This window comes from Psychrobacter sp. CoH-33_TS_01 (assembly GCF_058189395.1).
Genome location: NZ_JBVGQI010000004.1, coordinates 303,996 through 324,667 on the forward strand (window position 1 = coordinate 303,996; position 20,672 = coordinate 324,667).

Here is a 20,672-nt window from a genome sequence, read left to right on the forward strand (position 1 = left end):
AATGTCTATCCCAACCTGCTTGATTGCGTATTAGTAATTAATATTAATAATGAACATCAATAATGAACATCAATAATGAACATCAGCGAACACTTAGTAGCTAAGCAGCATCTAAGATTAAGCAGCAGCTACCCACTAATAATATAACTTAGAAGTTATCTTTAAGCTCGCGCAAAGCTGCGAAAATGGTTAAAGGCTTCTCATCCGCTAAGCTGATTTTTTCTTTTACCCCAGCGATGACTTCGAGACTGTCCGTGCGCAAGAAGACATTCACTTTGCGCTCATGGGCCAAGGTTACCGGTAAGGTGGGTTTGCCATGCTTGGTTTTTTCTTGTGCGATCTCCAAAGCGGCTTGCATAGCAATATTATCCGGCTCAATACTTAAGCCAAAGCGTAGATTATTCGCCGTATACTCGTGAGCGGGATATAGCAAAGTGTCTTCTGGCAAAGTATTCAGACGTTTAAAGCTGTTATACAATTGCTCGATAGTGCCGGTAAACACGCGGCCACAACCGGCGCTGAATAAGGTATCACCGCAGAAGACGTGCTTTTGATTGTCAATATCTAAGACATACGCCATATGATGGTTGGTATGTCCTGATATATCCCAAACCTGAACACTGGCGCCCCAAGCACTCACCGAACTGCCATCTTTAATCGTTTGGTCGGGGTCTACCCCGTGCTCAGCATGGGCGACCACATGGGTCATTGGGAAGTATTCACGCAACTCTGCCACCCCGCCGGTATGGTCAAAATGATGATGGGTGGTCCAAATCGCGGTCAAGTCCAAGTCCTGCTTATTAAGAAAAGCCGCTACTGGCTCAGCTTGACCTGGGTCAATGACAATCGCCTGTTTATTGGTATCGTTAATCAGCGTCCAAATATAATTGTCCGAAAAGGCTTTGATGGGTTGGATAGTAATTTTCATAAAATTCCTTGGAAAGTATTGTGCGCTAAAAACAGGCTAGGCCAAACAGGGTATAGGGATATCTGTATACAAATCTAGGCCTTAATTGTTTACGGCAGCCGATCAGCGTTTTAAATACGCATTAATTTTGGCTTCAGCCGCCTGATCGACCCACCAATAGTCAATCCCCACTGCATTGCTCGGCAGTTTTGCGACATGACGGTATTGATCCCAGTAAGCGACGTTTGTGGTCGATTTACCATAAGTCGGCACTAGATAGTAGCCGGCGCGTAATAAGCGGTCTAGCACTTTGGTGTATAAAATAATTTCGTCACGATTATCAGCGGCTATCAGCTTGGCTATCACCGCATCAATCGCTGGGTTTTTAATGCCCGCCGTGTTGCTATTGCCCACTTCATCAGCGGCTTTACTGCCCCAAAAGTAGGCTTGCTCTGCCCCAGGCGACAGACTCTGGGCAAACACATCCACAATCATATCGTAATCGAAACGACGCACCCGCTCGTAATACTGCGGAGCATCAACTTGGCGCAGTTTGGCATCAAACCCTAAGCGCTGCAGACTACGGATATACGGCAGTATCACCCGCCCCATAGTGTCGCCGGTCATCAAAACCTCTAGCTTGGCCGGTTTGCCATCGGGCTGATAGAGGTGCATATCTTGATAATAAAAGCCTGCGTCTAATAGCAGCTGCCGCGCTTTGAGCAAGCCTTGCCGATTAAAGCCTTTGCCATCAGTTTTAGGCAGTTGCCAGGCTTGCATCACCTCTTGACGCTGCACCGGCTCAAGTTTGGCCAATAATGGCTTGAGGACTTGCAACTCTGCCTTTGAGGGCTCACCTTTCGCTGCCAGCTCTGAGCCATGAAAGTAACTTTGCGGGCGCTCGTATTGACCATGAAATAAGGTCGCATTCATCCATTCAAAATCATAAGCCGCGCTCAAGGCTTGGCGTACCCGAATATCTTGAAACAGCGGCCGGCGCATATTCATCACAAAGCCCTGCATCGGCATCGGGTTGCCATTAGCGATTTCTTCTTTAACGATTAAGCCTGCTTGTGTGGCTGGAAAATCATAAGACTTTGCCCAATTGGACGCTTTATTTTCGCTACGAAAACGATATTGTCCAGATTTAAAGCCTTCAAAAGCAATCTCATCGCTGCCATAGTAGACAAACTTGATCCTATCGAAGTTATAGCGGCCACGATTGACCATCAATTGTCGCCCCCAATAGTTAGGGTCACGCACATAGGTCACGCTACGGCCTGCATCTACCTTCGCGAGCTTATACGGGCCACTGCCCATAAGCGGGGTAAAGCTGATGCTATCAAAGTCGCTATCGACGGTGGCTTTAGAGAAGATAGGAAACTGCCCTACTGTAAGTAGGATTTCCCGATTGTCTGCGGACTGAAAGGTAAATTTCACCCTATTGGCATCGAGCACTTGCACCGCTTTAATATCCGCTAAATAGCTGCGAATCGACATCGGCCCTTTGCTAAGCAGGGCGTCAAAGGTGGCTTTAACATCGCTACTGGTGACAGCAGTGCCATCCCAAAAGCGTGCTTTCGGATTGATATGATAAATGATCCAACTGGCATCTTCGGTGTCATAGGTGACTTTACTGGCCAGTTGCGGATACATAGTAAAAGCTTCATTGAGCGAGCCGGTCATCAGCGTATCGTAAAGATAGTCGGTTCCCGCCATCGGCATGCCCGTGGTCGTCCATTTTTTCGCACTATTAAAGGAGCCGCGCGCATCTAACGATAGCGTGCCCCCGGTCGGCGCGTTGGGATTGGCATACGGCATATAAGGCGCATCTTTATACACCGCCGTACTGTTATGCCCTAAGGCGGTCGTGGTGACAATTTCGGCATGGCTTACAGTGGCCAATGGCAGCGACACCGTAATCGCCATAATTGCCGCCAATAAAGGCGTCCCGACTTCAAGATAAGCTGGCTTCATCGCAGCCCGTGACCCGCCCGGTAGCATTGAGACGCAGACGGGTGCGGCGCGTACAGGTGAGACTAGCGTTGCTAAAGCAGATATCACGGACATAGGGACAGACTTATGCGGCACATTAACCTTTATCATAGCAAAACTCATAGGCGAAAACAGCTGTCTTACCCATCGGTGCACTCATAATCTAAAGAGTACGCCAACAGGTAAAGACAGCTGTCGGTAAATCAGTAGCCAATGCCGCTTTATCACGACAATACCACTAAGCTTTAAGTTGATTTAGCCATGCGCATATCCATGAGAATAGCTCTTAACCCTAGCCATTAACTTAGCCATGCTTGCGCTCAAACTCTTGCATAAAGTCAACCAGTTGACTGACCCAATCGAGGCTCACAGCATTATAGATACTGGCGCGCATACCGCCCACATCACGGTGACCTTTCAGGTTTAATAAGCCTGCTTGCTCAGACTCTTGCAAGAATACTTTATCTAGCGCACTGTCTGCTAAGGTAAACGGCACGTTCATGATGGAGCGATGCGCGTTAGCCACCGGGTTGGCATAAAAGCTGCTGTTATCGATGGCATCATATAACAGCTTGGCTTTTTGCTGATTAATCTTACCGATAGCCTCAACACCGCCCTGCTCTTCTAACCAATCAAACACCAACCCAGCCAGATACCATGAATAAGTGGCTGGCGTGTTTGACATCGACTCTTTATCGATTTGATGGGCGTAATTGAGTAGCATCGGGCACCACTCGCTGGCTTTATCGATTAAATCTTCACGAATGATGATAATCACTAAACCGGCAGGACCAATATTCTTTTGCGCGCCCGCATAAATCATACCGAACTGACTGACATCGATAGGCTGCGACAGAATGCAAGAAGACATATCAGCCACTAACGGCGCACCCACTTGCGGTGGCTGAAAAATCTGCAAACCATGAATAGTTTCGTTAGCACAATAATGGAAATACGCAGCATTGTCGCTCAGCGTCCAGTCCTTGATATCCGGCACGTCGGTGAAGTTACTGGCTTTACCACTACCTACCACATTAATCTTGCCCAGACCTAGCGCCTCATAACGTTGCGCTTCTTTGATCGCTTTACCTGACCAAGCTCCGGTATTGAGATAATCGGCCGTACCACCACCCAGTAAATTTAGCGGGATAGCAGAAAACTGTAGACTAGCGCCGCCCTGTAAGAATAAAACTTTATAGTTATTCGGAATGTTCATCAATTGGCGCAGCTTGGCTTCGGCACGTTCAGCAATATCGACATAATCCGCACTACGATGACTCATCTCCATCACCGATAGGCCACGCCCTTGCCAGTCTAAAAGGTCAGCTTGCGCGCGTTCTAAGACTTGCGTCGGCATAGTCGCGGGACCTGCGCAGAAATTGGGTAAACGTTTGGCAGTAGTGTGCGAGGTATTCTGAGTCATTGGATGTCCTATAAAGTAGAAACAAAGGAAGAGTGGAGAAATAAAGAGAAAACAAATAAAAATAAGCCCAGGGGTAAAACACTAAGTGGTTAATTAATGGTATAGATAATTTAAGGCACGAAAAATTAATGTTGATGCTGACAATAGCGGATAATTACTCTGTGCAGATCTTAGCACAGCGTAACGCGCCAACAACCCTATAGCCCTATAGCCCTATAGCCCTATAGCCCTATAGCCCTATAGCCCTATAGCCCTATAGCCCTATGATTAGCATAGTTATTAGCATAGCTATTAGCGTCTGCTAAATTAGCATATCTAGGATTGAGATAGCTAGTGTAAAAATCATATTTACCCGTTAGATTATTACTTTGAATTGACTAAGGTTTTTGCATTAAAAAGCTTGCGATAGCCTACCCGCGCACGCAGATTAAGCGCAAAGCAATTGCCACAATTGTCGCTTTTGCGCCGGCTCGGCCAGCATCTCTTCTAATAAGGGCGCACGCACCATCTGCTCGTGGTCCAATCCTTCTGGCAAGTCGGTTAAGGCGGCTACTTGGATATGCTCGCTACCGCCTAATTTAAAGACAAAGCCCGCCAAGCTCGCATTGGCCATATCAAGGGTAGACATGGTTTTGCAAAAAGGAAATGCCAAGGACTCGCATCGGCTGGATAAGCCTACTTGCATATTTTGCCAAAGCTTTTGTCCCATTGCGCTCAAGGCAGCACTATCTACTAACAGCACCCAATTATTATAGCGAATGCCCTGTAAGGTAAACGGCTCAATGGGAATCTGCGCTTCTTCCTCATCGGCAAAGTCGCTGCTAGAGACCACAGGGGTATTAGCGGTGGCGGCTGGGTTATTATCAAAATAGCCAAACTGCGGATCAAAGGGGGTGTTGTTAGGCGTGATGTCATCCGGCATAGGCGGATAGCCCGAATCTGTATATGCTGAGCCTTCATAGCCACTGCTGCTAACCGGTGAGCCAGTCATTGCCGCACTGTCAGAGGCAGCACTAGCGGCGCTATTGGGCGAACTGTGGGTCGGGCTTATAGCCAGATTTGTAGCCGGACTGCTAGGAGTGACTGCTGCCGTAGCCATGCTTAGCGACTCAGCCGTACTTGACTCAGGCGCTGCCGCTAGCATGTCTTGTAAGTCTGCCGTGACTGCCTCGCGTCCCACCCAAGGCGTGACCCCCATCATGGCTAATATCTGTCGACGTTGGGCTTGGCGCTGCTGGGTCATCATAATGGTTTGAGGCTTATTATTGGTATAAAAAAATATGAAAAAGAGCATTAAAAACAATAGCTAGCAGTTTAAACAAAGGCATTTACTGCCCAAGCTCATAAAGTAACACGCCTGCATAATTACAGCGGACATTACTTTTTCAGCGGTTGGCAACAGAGCCTTTATTCACTGATGCTATGATAGCACGGAACACCAATTCAGCCGCTATTTGTATCTGATAAGATTGCTAACTGCCTTGCTGATCATCTTGCTAATTAACGGGGCAGCGACCGTTCACTGTTAAATAAAATTAATAATAATTATACTATTTAATTGCTAATTGATTATAATTTTGTTAAAACTTATCTCTGCAAGTCTTCTGGCGAAGCGTTACTGCGCTTATGTTTGCCAACAAGACAGGCCAATAACGCCTATAAAAAGTGGTTTTTTATTCGCGTTATTTTAGCCATATAAAGGACATTACCATGACTCGTCACCCTCTAAGCGTTGCCCTACTGGCTATAAGCGCATTAGGTTTAAGTGCTAGCTTTAGCGGTTGCAGCAGCAACTATCAAGTCCTTGAAAAAATGCCTACGGCTACTGCTCCGGCAGCAGTAAGCGCTAGCCATAAAACGAGCACCACACACCCTGCGTGGTCCTATACGGGTGCTACTGGTCCTGAATTTTGGGGTAATTTAGATAATGCTAGCGCCTGCAAAATTGGTCAAGCGCAATCCCCAATCAATATCACCCAAGTGATGGCCAGTAAAAGCGCGGCACCTGTCATTAATTATAGCCAAGCGGCCGATATTAAGATTCATAATAACGGCCATACCATAGTTTATACCCCAACCACTACTACCAATGCGATAACGCTAGAGGGTGAGCAATATACCCTTAAGCAGTTCCACTACCATATCCCTAGCGAGCATCAGTTGGCGGGTAAAAACTATCCCGGTGAGTTGCATTTCGTCCATGCTAATGCCAAAGGCAATCTTGCGGTTATCGGGGTTATGCTGCAGCCGGGCCAAGCCAATGCCGTATTGCGAATTTTATTAAACGGTACTCAGTTAAGCATTGAAAATAACGTAGGATTTACCGCGAATAACGTCAATCTAGCCGCGCTGATTCCCAATGCACCCACCTTTTATCATTACGATGGTTCGCTAACTACCCCACCTTGCTCTGAGCAAGTACAGTGGTATGTGACCAAGCAGCCGATAAGCTTGGCTAGCGATCAATTTGCCATTATGTATGACTTATACGATGGTAATAACCGTCCAGTGCGCCCGCAAGGTGAGCGGGTCGTAGAGCAATTAGGTAATTAGTTTACCGTTTTGAACGGCTAAAACGGTTCAGCTAAAGCTATTAAACCAAAACTATCCTACCTAAGCAAAAACCCCAAGCGCTGATTAAATGCTTGGGGTTTTCTTTTTCTAGAATAAGGCGCTAACTGCCTGCCAATAAACCTTTACACAATAGGGGATACAGGCTGAGTCACATCCGCATTTTGACCACGATGACGCAGGTAGTGATCTAGTATGACGATAGCCATCATAGCTTCAGCGATAGGGGTCGCACGCACGCCCACACAAGGGTCATGGCGGCCCTTGGTAATCATCTCTAAGGGCTCACCTTGGGTATCGATACTGCGGCCTTTAGTGGTAATACTGGCAGTCGGTTTGAGTGCAATGCTAGCCGTGATATGTTGCCCTGAAGAGATACCGCCCAAGATACCACCAGCATGATTGGCGGTAAAACCTTCTGGGGTCAGCTCATCACGTGATAGATGACCGAACTGACCGGCGACCGCCATGCCATCCCCAATCTCAACGCCTTTGACTGCATTGATGCTCATTAGAGCATGGGCAAGATCGGCATCCAAACGATCAAAGACGGGCTCCCCTAGCCCCACTGGCACGCCAGCAGCAATAATTTGTAGCTTAGCGCCACAGCTGCTGCCTTGACGACGCAGGCTGTCGATTAAGGCTTCAAAACGGGGCACCGCCTCGCTGTCCGCACAGAAAAACGGGTTGCTATTCACATAGTCCCAATCAATCTGGCTAAAGTCTTGCACCTTGGCGTATTCATCCCCAATTTGCGTCACATGACCCCGGATTTGCACCCCCAAGGTATCGCTTAAGTATTTCTTTGCGATAGCCCCTGCCGCCACTCGCATGGCTGTCTCTCTAGCCGATGAGCGCCCGCCGCCACGGTAGTCACGAAAGCCATATTTCATACTATAAGTATAGTCGGCATGGCCCGGACGGAAGGTGTTTTTGATATCGCTATAGTCTTTAGACTTTTGGTTGGTATTGCGAATTAATAGGCCAATCGAGGTGCCTGTGGTTTTCCCTTCGAATACACCCGAGATAATCTCAACTTCATCGGCTTCCCGGCGCTGGGTTGAGTACTTCGACGTACCTGGCTTACGACGGTCCAAATCAACCTGCAAATCCTCTGCTGCCAAGCTTAGACCAGGTGGAATACCATCTACGATAGCCAATAACCCTGCGCCATGCGACTCACCACAGGTCGTGACTCGAAATACCTGCCCAATACTATTGCCTGCCATATGCTGCCCTATTTACTTTGCGATACACCGTAACGATGACGGTAAGAATAAACCAAATACTTCATTGTATGAAAATGACTGCAGTCTTAAACCGTCATTATGCAACGACGGCTTAAGCCAGTAATCAAGACTCCAAACCTGCAAGAATTCAAACCTATTAGAGGCTTGGGGTATTTTGTGCCAATGCCATAGCATACTGCGCAAACTCATCACGGTGGTCCATCAGCTCTTCGTAAGTGATGGCAAAGATACCGCGGCCACCCTTGGCAAAGCGCAACCAATCAAACTGAATCTCAGGATAGGCTTGGTTTAACGCCCACTCACTGTTGCCCACTTCACAGACTAGCAAGCCATCACGGGTCAGATAATCTGGCGCTTCATATAAAATACGGTGTACTAAATCCAAACCGTCTTGACCTGCCGCTAAAGCATGATCCGGCTCGTATAAGAACTCTTGGGGCAAATTAGCCATATCTTCCGCATCCACATACGGCGGGTTGGTCACGATTAGCTCGTATTGATTCTCTGCAGGTATTTTGCTAAATAGGTCAGATTCAATCAAATTCACTTGATGATTAACATTATGATGGTCCACATTGACTGAGGCGACTTCTAAAGCCGACTTATCAATATCCGCAGCATCAACCGTCGCATCGATAAAGCGCGACGCTAAGGCAATGGCGATACAGCCAGAACCCGTACACATATCTAGAATACGCTCAGGATGTGCCAATTGCTTTAGCTCTAAACCATGGTCAAAAAATGGCGACGCATCGGCATCCGCTTTCACGCTGGCTAAACCCAAAGGCTGGGCACGCTCATCGGCATCAAAATACGGATAAAACTGCTGACGGATTAATTCTGCAATGGGCGAGCGCGGTATTAGGACCCGCTCATCCACATAGAAAGGCAAATCACAGAAATAAGCTAGATTAATGAGATAGCTAAGCGGCATACGTAAAGTGATGCGCTCTTGTAATAAGGTGAGGACTTCCTGCTTTTCACTGTCCGTTAAGCGGCAATCTAAGATTTGCTCATCGGCAGACCAGTCTAGCGACAAAGTATGCAGAACAATAGCAGCGGCTTCGGCAAATTCATCATTGGTACCTTGCGCTACGACCACATCATAACGGCGCAGTTGGGTCACACAAAAACGGATAAAATCACGAATGCTGTATAGCGACTGGCTGGCTTCTGCGAGTTGCGCTTGCAGTACTGCCATATCTTCGTCTTCAATAAAGCTTTGTGCGCTATCCAGATTATAGCTCTCATAGCTCTCTTGGCTAGCGTCATTGTCCTGACTGTTTTGGAAGTCTGCAGCGCTCATGGTTTCGTGGTCTGACATAATTGGCCTTGTTTACGAAGTAAAAATAGGGATTAAAAGGGACTAAATTAACTAAAAAACGTTTAATTATAGCAAGCTTATTATAAAGGGTATTAAGATAAAAAATATGCTAATAAAGGCTATTAAAATAAAAGCCTCTATAAATATAAGCGAGCCAAAAGCATAGCATTACTCACTGTTTAGCAGTAATACCTGCTAGACAATGCCTCTAAGAAGATGCTGCAACGTTACTGTAATGTCAATAATGGCTCTATTTTGGTAAGCAACGCTACGTAAATTGGTCTGCTATACCGCTAATAAAGGCAGTTACTACCCTGCTATTCAGGCCTAGCTATAGCGGCTCATAATCTCATAATCGCCATTAATAAGTTGACTGGCACACCCTCGACGGCTTGCAACCATGACCACTAGGGCATTATAGACATATTACCTTTAGCTTGCCAGTCGCTAAAGGGGCTTATAAGGACGACTACCTCAGACCCCAATGTCTCTAGACTTACCCGCTCTATCCATAAATGATTCACACAAAAATGTATTGCAAAAGTTTGCGAACCTTACAAATTATGCGCATAATACTGATTACTTTTCAATAACGTGTGACTATATTATGCGTACACCTACTTTATTAGATTCGCCAAATAAATCATCAACTAGATATGCATTGTCTGCTGCAGTCCGCGCAGCGATGCTAGGTTCTGTCTGTTTGTTGGCGGGCGTCAGTACTGGCGCTATAGCGGCACCTAATGCCAGTGAGCGCACGCTGCCTGTTCGTAATGTTGACTCAATGCCTAACTTGGCTAAATTGGCCAGTTTAAAAATTGATGAAAATCATAGCAACTCTTTAGGCGCGACTGCTAGCACCAGCTCAAATACTGAGCAAGCTACTGGCGACCGTATGGGCCAGTTGATTGAGAATAGAAGCCAGCCTGCAGCTACCGTCAACCCTGATAATATCAGTGCCTCTGAGCTTACGCGTCAGGACGCCATTAAAGATGCCTCTGATGATATCGAAGAAGGGCAAGCCGTTGCCTCACCAGATGATAGCGGCGTCGCTGACCCCCTGACCAACACGCAAACTGACAATACCAGTTTAGCTTCGGCAGCGGGCGATAGCTCGATTAAAAGCATCGAAGATAAAGACGGTAAGAAAATCACTACCCTAGATTTATCCAGCTATGCCCAGACGGTCAACAGCTCGAAATGGTCGCCGAACATGAAAGTCAACTCAGCGATGACCATCAGAATGCAGGCCTTGCTAGATTGGAACCATGCCTCACCGGGTCCGATCGATGGTGGTTGGGGTATGAACAGTAAAAAAGCCCTAATTAACTTCCAGAATATGCATGGCTTACCGGCTACTGGCAAGATGGACCAAAAGACTTGGGATGCTTTGAATAAAAACATTTCACCTGACAGACCTGTTTTGGTGACTTACACGCTGACTGAAGAAGATGTTAAATCTACTTTTGCACCGACTCCTAATGGCTCGGAAGCTAAGTCTAAAGTCAAAGGCTTGTATTACCAAGATATTAAAGAGATGTTAGGTGAGCGCTTCCACATGGACGTCCGCTATCTCGATAAGCTTAATAAAAACAAGAGCTATAGTGCTGGTGAAAAAATCACCGTCGTTAATACCCGCCCTGAGCTAAAGCAAACCATTACCCGTGTCGTTGCTAATAAAGCCGATAAGACGCTCTATGCTTATAATGGTGATAAGTTGGTTGCCACTTATCCAACGACAGTAGGTAGCAGCTCTACCCCATCTCCGCATGGTACTTTCAAGGTCGTCAATAAAGTGAAAATGCCTTGGTATAAAGCAACGGTCGGCGAGGATAAGAACAAGCAAGTCTTTATGCTACCCCCTGGCCCGAATAACCCAGTGGGCGTCGTGTGGATGGGCCTCTCTAAGCCTTCTTACGGTATCCATGGCTCGCCAACCCCTGAAGGTATTAGCCGTCAAGGCTCACACGGTTGTATCCGCTTGACCAACTGGGACGTTTTAGAAGTTTATGCCAATATCCAAAACGGCGCTACGGTTGAGCTTAAATAGCCTGACGCTCTAAACTATATATATCACTGAGCTAGAGACTATCTGGCTTACTGAAACTAAAAAAGCCTCCTACTATATTTAGTTAGGAGGCTTTTTTATGCGCGTACTTTTAAAGCTAAGTCTTCAAAATCTTACTATTCCTCAAAATCGAGCTAGGTTATACAAAAATATCTATTCACCTAGCTATTGCCTCTATCTGGTAAGTGACTTTATCTGGCAAGAGCGGCGCATCGGGGTCTTATTGCTAAGACGAGCCCTAAGCTAAACTCAATTTATTTTTGTGCTTACTTATTCGTAAGTCTCTTCCCCAGTGATGCTACCAATCTTTTTAGTAAAGTAGAGACCAAGAGGGATAGATAGCAGCGCACAAGCTACAGCGACTGTAATAATATGCGGGATCTCATTAAAGCCAGTTACTAGCGCGATTACGATGACAACACCAGTCAAGACAGTAGCAGCAATAGAGTACATCATGGAGAATAATGGCCAGTTCATAGTTTTCACCTTATTATCTGTGTGGGTATAGTGTATTTATACACCAATTCCTTATAAAGTGTAAGTATTTAAATTTCCTTGCTGTTCATTTATATTGACTGACATTCAGATAAAACCTTGTTATAATCAGGGTATAAATATCTCTTAGTATTTCATTAACTATTCCTTAACCACTTTCCCTAATACTCTCCTTTAAAACCATTCCTTAATGACCTTCCTTAACAATCTTTCCTGACAGAATGGTTATCCTATTAACCATTCCTGTATTTTTATGAGCACCCTCTTGCTCACACTGTCTACTTTTGCCTGTTAAGCTCTTAATAGCTATCCATTTATCTAATGTTTTCATAACCCTCACTATAATCGTAACGTGGCTTGGTCCTGCGTAGCGTTGCGCTGAGGCTATAAGACCCTTTAAAGTCTTGCCGCTCATACTCTGTAGCTAGGCTATGAAGATGCCAACTTATGGTTATGAGCAAACGTATCATTGCTACAATTTCATTATTATTTCAATAAAATACTCTCGCTATTTGCTCATTTGCCAGTACAATAAGCCGACCTTAGCCTAGATAAAATACTGCTCTTATGACTCAAGACTCTTCTCAACGTGCCCAGCGTGACGCTACTGATAATGACAATGTTGTGGATAGCCGCCTAGATATTGACAGCAATACAGATGCAGCTACGAATGCAGATGCTGAAAATGCCACTACAGGCGATGGTAATGGCATTGCCCAGATACCCGAAGCTAAAATCATAATCACTGAAGAAAGTCCTGATGTGGTTATAGCGGAGATTGCTCCCGACACTGAACCAGCAGTCGTCGTTGTAGCAACAAATACAACAGAGGCACCGAATACTGCAGCCGCTGAGCAAGCCGAACTTGCCACCGTAGCTGAGTTAGCCGAAGCTGAACTGGCGGCCAATGGCTTAGAGTCAGAAGAGCAGCCGTCTACTGATACCCCCTCGCCTGCCTTAGAGATTCCAGAAGGTAGCGTGTTAGAGCTTGCAGGGATTAGTGCCAAGTCGCTGTTGACCCCACCTAATAGCGACAACGTTACTACTAATGACGAATCAGAGGGTCTCGATTCAGACAATACCGATAATACCTCTCAGTTAGATAGCACCGATACTCATAAAGACGAGTATATAAAGCAGGAGCTGGCGAAAAAGCAATCATCAGACCATCATGTGGACGCTGAAGGCGAAGATGCGGATAGTCATACTGCTAGTGATGAAGATGAGGATGAGGACGAAGAAGAAACGGAAGAAGAGCGCGAGCAACGAAAAAGAGAAGAGAAGCTAGAGGCTTACAAACAGTTTCTCGCTCAACAAGAAAACGAGCAAAAGATTGACTACTCAAAAGTTCGTGTAAGCATCGAGGCTAATGCGCTACCGAGTAAAATGTACTTTTTAATGAATGCGTTATCTGCAATCATTGCCAGCTATGGTTTAGTCGCCAACTCGCCTGCCGTCGTCATCGGCGCTATGTTGGTCGCCATGATGCTAGGACCTATCACTGGGGTCGCCCTTGCGATTATTGACTACCGGATGCCGCTACTGCGTAAATCGCTGTTTACGGTAGCGGCAGGCGGGGCTTTAGTGGTGGTGATTGGCTTCATTGTGGGTCTATTGCATCAAGGCCAGCCCCTCACGAACGAAATTCTCTCGCGTACCCAACCCACCTCGATGGACTTAATGATTGCCTTAGCCGGGGGTACGGCAGGGGCTTACGCAATGATTTCGCCACACTTATCCGTTGCTGTCGTTGGTGTTGCCGTCGCCACAGCATTGGTCCCGCCTTTAGCGGCCAGTGGTATCTTATTGTCCAATGGCGAGATATCTTTAGGTCTAGGCGCCCTACTCTTGGCCATGACCAACATTATTGCCATCCAATTTACCAACGCTATGGTGTTGTGGTTTACCGGCTTTCGCCGGTTGGTCGATGACGATTATAAATCAGGCACTTATTTGACGTTTTTTCGCCGCAATGCCGTGACTTTATTATTATTAATTGGCTTAGGGATTTACCTGACCCTGAATCTAAACACTATCGCCAAGCAGCAACAGTTTGAGACCAATGTAAAAACCAATATTAATGATTATTTCATTGATAAAGGCAACGTACTCACCAATACCCAGTTTGAGAAGTACGATGGTTATCAGACTATTCGCGCGGTAGTGCGCGGTGAGACGGTGCCTACCTCTTACGATGTGCGCCAAATAGAAGCTAAAATTACTCAAGATATGGATGAAAACTTCCCTAAATATTTGCCGGTCAAACTACAGCTGCGCTACTTGCCTATTAAAGTTATTGAGGCCAATCCGCTCATTAAAGATAAATTGGATGAGACTGATGCTGCGATATTGAATAACTAGGTGTTAGAATTTTCAATCTTATAAACTTACAGTAGGCTGGCGCTTTAGCCCAGCTTATAAATTGAATTGTGTAAGCATGCTGGGCTAAAGCACCAGCCTACCCAGACCGAATTGAATAAAGTAAAAGCAGGGAGCGCCCGGCGCACCAGTTATCAACATTTAAAAACCAAGCCGCTTACTGCTTTAGCTAGCTACCATAAGTTAATAATTGAAAATATTGATAAGTGTTTTTAACCGTATTGTGGTGACCACCTAGGGACGAACCGCCCTACTGCACGGCAACTATGCTAAAATTGCGTTTCTTTAAAACTGTGCTTTGCTCAATCGGTAAAGTTTACGGTGATACTGACCCTATTAGTTATTGACTGATTGCTTGAGTCCCTGACTCAAACCCCTCATTTATCGACACCCAGTGCATTATTAAGGAGCCACAGTGAGCCGACCATTTCGCTCAGCCGACATTCGCCAGGCCTTCATAGATTACTTCGTAAGCAAGCAGCATACTTATGTGACCTCATCGAGCCTGATTCCGCACAATGACCCGACCTTGTTATTTACCAATGCGGGCATGAACCAATTTAAAGAGAGCTTCTTAGGTCTAGAGGACCGAGGCTATCAGCGGGCAGTGTCGTCACAAAAATGTGTGCGCGCGGGTGGCAAACACAATGATTTGGATAACGTAGGCTACACCGCTCGTCACCACACTTTCTTTGAGATGCTCGGTAACTTCTCTTTTGGCGATTACTTCAAAAAAGACGCTATTCCTTTCGTTTGGGAATTCTTAACGTCACCAGACTGGTTGGGTTTAGATACCGAGCGTCTGTACGTGACGATTTATGAGACCGACGAAGAAGCCTTTGATATTTGGCATAAAGACATCGGCCTAGCGCCAGAGCGCATTATCCGCATTGGCGATAATAAAGGCGCGCCTTATGCTTCAGATAACTTCTGGACGATGGGCGATACTGGTCCTTGTGGCCCTTGTACTGAAGTCTTTTATGACCACGGTGAGCACATCGAAGGCGGTTTGCCAGGTACGCCAGAAGAAGACGGCGACCGCTTTATCGAAATCTGGAACTGCGTCTTTATGCAGTTTAATCGCCAAAAAGACGGTAGCCTTGAGCCACTCCCCGCGCCTAGCGTAGATACGGGCATGGGCCTTGAGCGTATTAGCGCTATCTTGCAGGGCGTGCATGGCAACTACGAGATCGACTTATTCGTACACCTTATGGATGCCGCTGCTGATATCTTAGAGATTGAGAACACTCAGCAAGCCTCATTAAAAGTGATCGCCGATCATATTCGTGCCGTATCGTTCCTAATAGCTGACGGTGTATTACCAAGCAATGAAGGTCGTGGTTATGTGCTGCGCCGTATCATTCGTCGTGCAGTCCGTCATGGCAATAAGCTGGGTGCTGAGTCTGCCTTCTTCTATAAAATGGTCTCGCCATTGGTGCAAGAGATGGGTACCGCCTATCCTGAACTGGTCGAACGCCAAAAAGATATCGAAAGTGCTATCGAAAAAGAAGAAACGCAGTTTGCCAAGACCCTAGCTCAAGGGCTACGTCTGCTCTCTGGTGAATTAGAAGGGCTAAAATCTGGCGACGTGTTAGACGGTGCTACGGCATTTAAACTCTACGACACTTATGGCTTCCCAGTCGATTTAACCGCAGATATCGCCCGTGAATATGACATCACTATCGATGAAGTAGGCTTTGAAGAGAACATGCAAGAGCAACGCCAACGGGCGCGTGCTGCCGGTAAATTTGATGTCGACTATAGCAGCGTCATCAAAGTAGAGACCCCGACTGAGTTTATCGGTTACGACCAACTCGACCAAGAAAATGTCAATATCTTAGCGGTCTTTGCTGACGGTACTCCTTGTGAGTCTTTGAGCGAAGGGGATGAAGGTATTGTGGTGCTAGACCGTACGCCTTTTTATGCAGAAGGCGGTGGTCAGGTCGGTGAAAACGGTGAAATCCGTACCGATTCAGGCGTCTTTAATGTACAAGACACCAAAAAAGCGGGCCATAGCATCATTCATTATGGCGTTGTGACTATGGGTGAGATTCAAGCCCAGCAAACGGCCCATGCCGAAGTCACCTCTAGCCTACGTGCCGCCAGTGCGAAAAACCATTCCGCGACGCATCTATTGCATGCTGCCTTACGCCGTGAATTGGGCGATAAAGTCTCGCAGAAAGGGTCGCTAGTGTCTAGTGAGATTCTGCGTTTTGACTTTGCTTATGATGAGCCGGTTAGCCCGCAGACTTTGGCGAAGATTGAGCGGGTAGTGAACGAACAGATTCAAGCCAACGTGCCGTCTAGAATTGAGCACTTAAGCATCGATCAAGCGATGGAAAAAGGCGCAATGGCGCTATTCGGCGAAAAATACGGCGATGAAGTCCGGGTGCTAACCATGGGCACCAGCACTGTTAAAGACGGCGTGGAAATACCCTTCTCTATCGAGCTGTGTGGTGGTCTGCATGTGCAGCGCTCAGGCGATATCGGCCTGTTTAAGATCATTAGCGAGTCAGGCATTGCTGCCGGTATCCGCCGTATTGAAGCCGTTACCGGTATGGGCGCTGTCAAATACGTTCAGCAAGGCGATCAGCAGCTCAATACTATGGCCGCCCAACTCAAAGTGAAGCGCCCTGAAATCGCTGAGCGCGTGCAAATCATGGCGACTAAACAGCGCGAACTTGAAAAAGAGATCGAGCGTTTAAGCCAAAAATTAGCCAGTAGCCAAGCCGCCAGCTTAGTCGATGACGTACAGACTTTAGCGGGTCAGCCTGTGCTGGTCAGCCACGTCACCGGTATTGATGGCAAAGCTATCCGTGGCTTGATGGACGACATCAAGTCCAAGCTGCCCGAGAGCATTGTCGTATTAATCGGCGAAAAAGACGGTCAATTGGCGCTAGCTGCTAGCGTAGCGAAACCCCTTACTGCTAGCATTAAAGCCGGTGACATTATCCGTCATTTAGCAGGCGAACTAGGCGGCAAAGGTGGCGGAAAACCCGATTACGCTCAAGGGGGCGCACCAAAGGCCGATAACTTCGCGCAAGTTATCGCAGAGTTACCCAGTTGGATTGAGAGCCAATTGAGCGCTTAGAGCTATGCCTATTTATCATAAGATAGGTATAAAAAGACACGCGTAAAATTAGCTTAAGGTGGCCTTTACGGCTTTGGTTATAAGGGCCATAACCAAATACCATGATTATAACTGCTTAGCATACTTAAACTTCGTGGTTTATTATGATATAAATGATGGCTGAAATTTTTGGTGGCGTCGGCAGCGTCACTACTTGATAAACGGATAAACTTATGGCGTTAATCGTACAGAAATACGGCGGCACTTCGATGGGCAGTATCGACCGCATCAAAAATGTCGCCAAACGAGTCAAGCGTTGGCATGATAATGGCCACCAAATCGTCGTGGTCGTCTCTGCTATGAGCGGTGAGACCAATAGACTGATTGACCTAGCCCGTCAGATTAGTCCGAGTCCAGATCCCCGCGAATATGACCAAATGGTCTCGACCGGTGAGCAAGTATCTATCTCTTTATTGGCCATGGCTATTCAAGAGCAAGGTATTGGCGCCCGGTCATTTACCGGTGGTCAAGTCGCTATTCAGACGGACAGCGAGCACAATAAAGCGCGCATTCAGCATATCGACGACCATAAAATCCGTGAGCAGCTAGATGCTGGTAATGTGGTCGTGGTCGCAGGCTTCCAAGGCCGTGATGAAGCGGGCAATGTGACTACTTTAGGCCGCGGTGGCTCTGATACTACTGGGGTCGCTATTGCCGCCGCTTTAGGGGCCGATGAGTGCCAGATTTATACAGACGTTGATGGCGTCTATACTACGGATCCTCGGGTCACCTCAAAAGCCAAAAAGCTGAGCAAAATCACCTTTGAAGAGATGCTAGAGATGGCGAGCTTAGGCTCAAAAGTCTTGCAAATTCGTTCGGTAGAGTTCGCTGGCAAATATCAAGTCCCCCTGCGCGTCTTGTCTAGCTTTGATGAGTCGATGGATGGCAGTTATGACGACGATTTCAAACAGAACGTCGGCACCCTTATTACTATAGATGAAGGAGACAACATGGAACAGGCTATCATTTCAGGGATTGCATTCAATCGCGACGAAGCCAAAATTGTCGTGCGCGGCGTGCCTGATCACCCTGGCGTTGCCTCTGCAATTTTGACCCCAATCGGTAAGGCCAATATCGAAGTTGATATGATCGTACAGAACTTATCAACCAATGGCACGACTGACTTTAGCTTTACGGTCAACCGTCCTGATTTCGATAAGGCTATTGCCGTTTTAAATAACGAAGTCAAAGACGAAATCAATGCTAAAGAAATTATCGGTAATGATAATGTTGTGAAGTTATCTTTGGTAGGTGTTGGCATGCGTTCACACGCCGGTGTGGCCAGCTTGATGTTCCAAACATTAGCGGAAAACAACATCAATATCCAAATGATTTCTACCAGTGAAATCAAAGTCTCTGTGCTGATCCAAGAGCAATACTTGGAAAAAGCTGTAAAATCATTGCACACTGCTTTTGGTCTCGATCGTCAAGATGGTGATACCACCATCGCTGGTCTCTAACCCTTAGCTAGTAAACAGTAATTACGGTTTAAATAGTTCGATTAGCGTTAGGCTCCTGCAGCCTAGCGCTTTTTTTATTGTTAGTATTCTTACAAACAGCAGTCCCCTTTTATCCCCCACAGTCTATTTGCCGTCTTTTGTCTGATAATTTATAAATATTCTGCTATCCTGTTGTAACCCATATGATTTGTCGTATAAGTGTCAGTCTATTCTTAAGGAGGCTTTGTTAAACCTATTATTAAATTAAGTTTAACTAAGCGCGCATTTACTAATTAGTCGCAAGGGATTTGACCGGTTACATAGTTTTGTTAAAAGCCGTGACAGCATAGACCTTGGCACTTATAATAGACAGTCATTTGGGCGAATGAACCTTCATTTCCTTGAGCTGCGTGGCTATTTTTCTGCGTTTTGCGAGAGGACTTTTTTAATTGAGATGTAATCTAATGATTTATGAGTTATTAGTGCGACATAAGGAGTGTGACGCATGTTAATTTTGACACGCAGGGTTGGCGAAACATTAATGATTGGCGATGAAGTCAGCGTAACTGTTCTGGGCGTTAAAGGTAATCAAGTAAGGTTGGGGGTTAATGCTCCCAAAGAGATTGCAGTACACCGCGAAGAGATTTATCAGCGCATTCAGCATGAGCGTTCAGTACAATCGCACATGCAGCATTTGGAGCAGGGTAACTTCCCGGCCTCTTTTGATGATGAAGACTACTTTAACCGTTAATAGGTTAGCTGCTAAAGCTGAGTTAATGGGCGGTATATCGGGATTTCCAAATAGTACATTTTTTTAATTTTAAGGTGTTAGCTTATGAGTATCCGTCAATCTGATGTGTCTGCACTTCTGAACGGTTTAAGCAGAAAAGCCATTGGCTTTAATGATGTTATCAATTTTATCGATGACTTCTACCGTTATTCACCTGTGCCATTTGTGAATGGCATGCAGCATAATGTCGCCGGTGAGAATGAAGGTAGCGCCAAAATATTTGGTTTTGCCAAACATCACCGCTTAAACCAGTTGGATACTTTAGCTTTATTTGGTGAGCATTATCATAAGGTTGTCGCTACACCAAACGGTACTGATCATGCCAATATTCGTAACTTTTTACATTGGGGTTGGCAGGGCTTTTTGATGGAAAAGAACCCATTGACGCCGCGTCCTAATGTCGACACGACGACTATCTAGACAGCTCATAGCTGTAGCGCTTCACTTTAGCTCTCGTAATAAAAAAGCCACGCTTAGTCGTGGCTTTTCTATGGGTCAAACTATATTAGTGTGATAAAACCTGGTTTATCGCGAAAAATCTTATTTATCCCGAAACTTAACCGGTTGAATAGCGCCTTTAGGATTGGGCATATTAGGATAATGGTGCTCGTGCTCGACATCGCACTCCTCTCCTACGATGCTACCGTCGTCTTTGACCGGTTTATGGATAAAGCCGGTACGCTCAGCAGGCGGCAGATGCTCATGCTCCCACACCATCACGGCTTGCATACAGGTCTCACGCTGCTCTGGCGTTAATGGACGGCCATCAGGCCACTTACTAATTTCAATGGCCGTACGAAAGCGCTCGACGATCTCAGGGGTTAGGCTGGCCAGAATAGTTTGTTTGTCCATAAGTCCTCTCTTTAGGTAAGTCAGCTCGATACCGCTAAGTATCAGGGTC

At 46.3% G+C, this 20,672-nt stretch carries 16 protein-coding genes; 7 read left to right on the forward strand and 9 right to left on the reverse strand.

The genetic code is table 11. From position 1 onward, the window contains the following. Positions 1-148: 148 nt before the first annotated feature. The 4 genes from gloB to ACZ2XM_RS09080 form a co-directional block, all read right to left on the reverse strand. Entirely contained in the window at positions 149-928 is a 780-nt protein-coding gene (gloB, locus tag ACZ2XM_RS09065; protein WP_490588218.1) for a hydroxyacylglutathione hydrolase, read from the reverse strand. Positions 929-1,030: 102 nt separating this feature from the next. Continuing rightward, the gene (locus ACZ2XM_RS09070) at positions 1,031-2,836 is read right to left on the reverse strand and encodes an extracellular solute-binding protein (RefSeq protein WP_490588534.1); all 1,806 of its coding nucleotides are present in this window, start codon (positions 2,834-2,836) and stop codon (positions 1,031-1,033) included. A gap of 370 nt (positions 2,837-3,206) precedes the next feature. Then, positions 3,207-4,325, reverse strand: a complete 1,119-nt coding sequence (gene serC, locus ACZ2XM_RS09075) for a 3-phosphoserine/phosphohydroxythreonine transaminase (RefSeq protein ID WP_490588219.1) — start codon at positions 4,323-4,325, stop codon at positions 3,207-3,209. Between the two features lie 427 nt (positions 4,326-4,752). Continuing rightward, positions 4,753-5,571 carry a hypothetical protein gene (locus ACZ2XM_RS09080; protein WP_490588220.1) on the reverse strand — a complete coding sequence of 273 codons (819 nt, stop codon included), beginning with the start codon at positions 5,569-5,571 and terminating at the stop codon, positions 4,753-4,755. Between the two features lie 464 nt (positions 5,572-6,035). Here ACZ2XM_RS09080 and ACZ2XM_RS09085 point away from each other — a divergent pair, with 464 nt between their 5' ends. Beyond that, the gene (locus ACZ2XM_RS09085) at positions 6,036-6,878 is read left to right on the forward strand and encodes a carbonic anhydrase (RefSeq protein ID WP_490588221.1); all 843 of its coding nucleotides are present in this window, start codon (positions 6,036-6,038) and stop codon (positions 6,876-6,878) included. A gap of 143 nt (positions 6,879-7,021) precedes the next feature. Here the strand turns inward: ACZ2XM_RS09085 and aroC are convergent, their stop codons facing one another. Further along, positions 7,022-8,125: a chorismate synthase gene (gene aroC, locus ACZ2XM_RS09090; RefSeq protein WP_490588222.1), complete on the reverse strand. Its 1,104-nt coding sequence runs from the start codon at positions 8,123-8,125 to the stop codon at positions 7,022-7,024. 157 nt (positions 8,126-8,282) lie between these two features. Further along, complete coding sequence (gene prmB, locus ACZ2XM_RS09095) at positions 8,283-9,347, reverse strand: 50S ribosomal protein L3 N(5)-glutamine methyltransferase (RefSeq protein ID WP_490588535.1); 1,065 nt, start codon at positions 9,345-9,347, stop codon at positions 8,283-8,285. Positions 9,348-10,155: 808 nt separating this feature from the next. Between prmB and ACZ2XM_RS09100 the strand changes: the two genes are divergently transcribed. Further along, positions 10,156-11,520 carry a L,D-transpeptidase family protein gene (locus tag ACZ2XM_RS09100; protein WP_490588536.1) on the forward strand — a complete coding sequence of 455 codons (1,365 nt, stop codon included), beginning with the start codon at positions 10,156-10,158 and terminating at the stop codon, positions 11,518-11,520. Positions 11,521-11,808: 288 nt separating this feature from the next. Here ACZ2XM_RS09100 and ACZ2XM_RS09105 read toward each other — a convergent pair whose 3' ends face one another. Then, a complete protein-coding gene (locus ACZ2XM_RS09105) occupies positions 11,809-12,015 on the reverse strand; it encodes a hypothetical protein (protein ID WP_490588223.1) in 207 nt (68 codons plus the stop codon). A 205-nt stretch (positions 12,016-12,220) separates the two neighbouring features. Then, the gene (locus ACZ2XM_RS09110; protein WP_490588224.1) at positions 12,221-12,364 is read right to left on the reverse strand and encodes a hypothetical protein; all 144 of its coding nucleotides are present in this window, start codon (positions 12,362-12,364) and stop codon (positions 12,221-12,223) included. 236 nt (positions 12,365-12,600) lie between these two features. Here ACZ2XM_RS09110 and ACZ2XM_RS09115 point away from each other — a divergent pair, with 236 nt between their 5' ends. From ACZ2XM_RS09115 to ACZ2XM_RS09135, 5 genes are all read left to right on the forward strand, one after another. Beyond that, entirely contained in the window at positions 12,601-14,394 is a 1,794-nt protein-coding gene (locus tag ACZ2XM_RS09115) for a TIGR00341 family protein (protein WP_490588225.1), read from the forward strand. 433 nt (positions 14,395-14,827) lie between these two features. After that, the gene (gene alaS, locus ACZ2XM_RS09120) at positions 14,828-17,503 is read left to right on the forward strand and encodes an alanine--tRNA ligase (RefSeq protein ID WP_490588226.1); all 2,676 of its coding nucleotides are present in this window, start codon (positions 14,828-14,830) and stop codon (positions 17,501-17,503) included. A gap of 212 nt (positions 17,504-17,715) precedes the next feature. After that, positions 17,716-19,002: an aspartate kinase gene (locus ACZ2XM_RS09125; protein ID WP_490588227.1), complete on the forward strand. Its 1,287-nt coding sequence runs from the start codon at positions 17,716-17,718 to the stop codon at positions 19,000-19,002. Between the two features lie 484 nt (positions 19,003-19,486). After that, complete coding sequence (csrA, locus tag ACZ2XM_RS09130; protein WP_201497245.1) at positions 19,487-19,732, forward strand: carbon storage regulator CsrA; 246 nt, start codon at positions 19,487-19,489, stop codon at positions 19,730-19,732. Between the two features lie 84 nt (positions 19,733-19,816). Beyond that, positions 19,817-20,191, forward strand: coding sequence for a HopJ type III effector protein (locus tag ACZ2XM_RS09135; RefSeq protein WP_490588228.1), 375 nt, complete (start codon positions 19,817-19,819; stop codon positions 20,189-20,191). Between the two features lie 120 nt (positions 20,192-20,311). On the opposite strand, the gene ACZ2XM_RS09140 is transcribed toward ACZ2XM_RS09135, so the two are convergent. Continuing rightward, positions 20,312-20,623 carry a YeaC family protein gene (locus ACZ2XM_RS09140; RefSeq protein WP_490588229.1) on the reverse strand — a complete coding sequence of 104 codons (312 nt, stop codon included), beginning with the start codon at positions 20,621-20,623 and terminating at the stop codon, positions 20,312-20,314. Positions 20,624-20,672: the final 49 nt, after the last annotated feature.

Bases quoted from the DNA above. Each gene is read 5' to 3' on its own strand.
- gloB (WP_490588218.1), bottom strand. From the start codon at position 928: ATGAAAATTACTATCCAACCCATCAAAGCCTTTTCGGACAATTATATT.
- ACZ2XM_RS09070 (WP_490588534.1), bottom strand. From the start codon at position 2,836: ATGGCGATTACGGTGTCGCTGCCATTGGCCACTGTAAGCCATGCCGAA.
- serC (WP_490588219.1), bottom strand. From the start codon at position 4,325: ATGACTCAGAATACCTCGCACACTACTGCCAAACGTTTACCCAATTTC.
- ACZ2XM_RS09080 (WP_490588220.1), bottom strand. From the start codon at position 5,571: ATGATGACCCAGCAGCGCCAAGCCCAACGTCGACAGATATTAGCCATG.
- ACZ2XM_RS09085 (WP_490588221.1), top strand. From the start codon at position 6,036: ATGACTCGTCACCCTCTAAGCGTTGCCCTACTGGCTATAAGCGCATTA.
- aroC (WP_490588222.1), bottom strand. From the start codon at position 8,125: ATGGCAGGCAATAGTATTGGGCAGGTATTTCGAGTCACGACCTGTGGT.
- prmB (WP_490588535.1), bottom strand. From the start codon at position 9,347: ATGGCAGTACTGCAAGCGCAACTCGCAGAAGCCAGCCAGTCGCTATAC.
- ACZ2XM_RS09100 (WP_490588536.1), top strand. From the start codon at position 10,156: ATGCTAGGTTCTGTCTGTTTGTTGGCGGGCGTCAGTACTGGCGCTATA.
- ACZ2XM_RS09105 (WP_490588223.1), bottom strand. From the start codon at position 12,015: ATGAACTGGCCATTATTCTCCATGATGTACTCTATTGCTGCTACTGTC.
- ACZ2XM_RS09110 (WP_490588224.1), bottom strand. From the start codon at position 12,364: ATGAAAACATTAGATAAATGGATAGCTATTAAGAGCTTAACAGGCAAA.
- ACZ2XM_RS09115 (WP_490588225.1), top strand. From the start codon at position 12,601: ATGACTCAAGACTCTTCTCAACGTGCCCAGCGTGACGCTACTGATAAT.
- ACZ2XM_RS09125 (WP_490588227.1), top strand. From the start codon at position 17,716: ATGGCGTTAATCGTACAGAAATACGGCGGCACTTCGATGGGCAGTATC.
- csrA (WP_201497245.1), top strand. From the start codon at position 19,487: ATGTTAATTTTGACACGCAGGGTTGGCGAAACATTAATGATTGGCGAT.
- ACZ2XM_RS09135 (WP_490588228.1), top strand. From the start codon at position 19,817: ATGAGTATCCGTCAATCTGATGTGTCTGCACTTCTGAACGGTTTAAGC.
- ACZ2XM_RS09140 (WP_490588229.1), bottom strand. From the start codon at position 20,623: ATGGACAAACAAACTATTCTGGCCAGCCTAACCCCTGAGATCGTCGAG.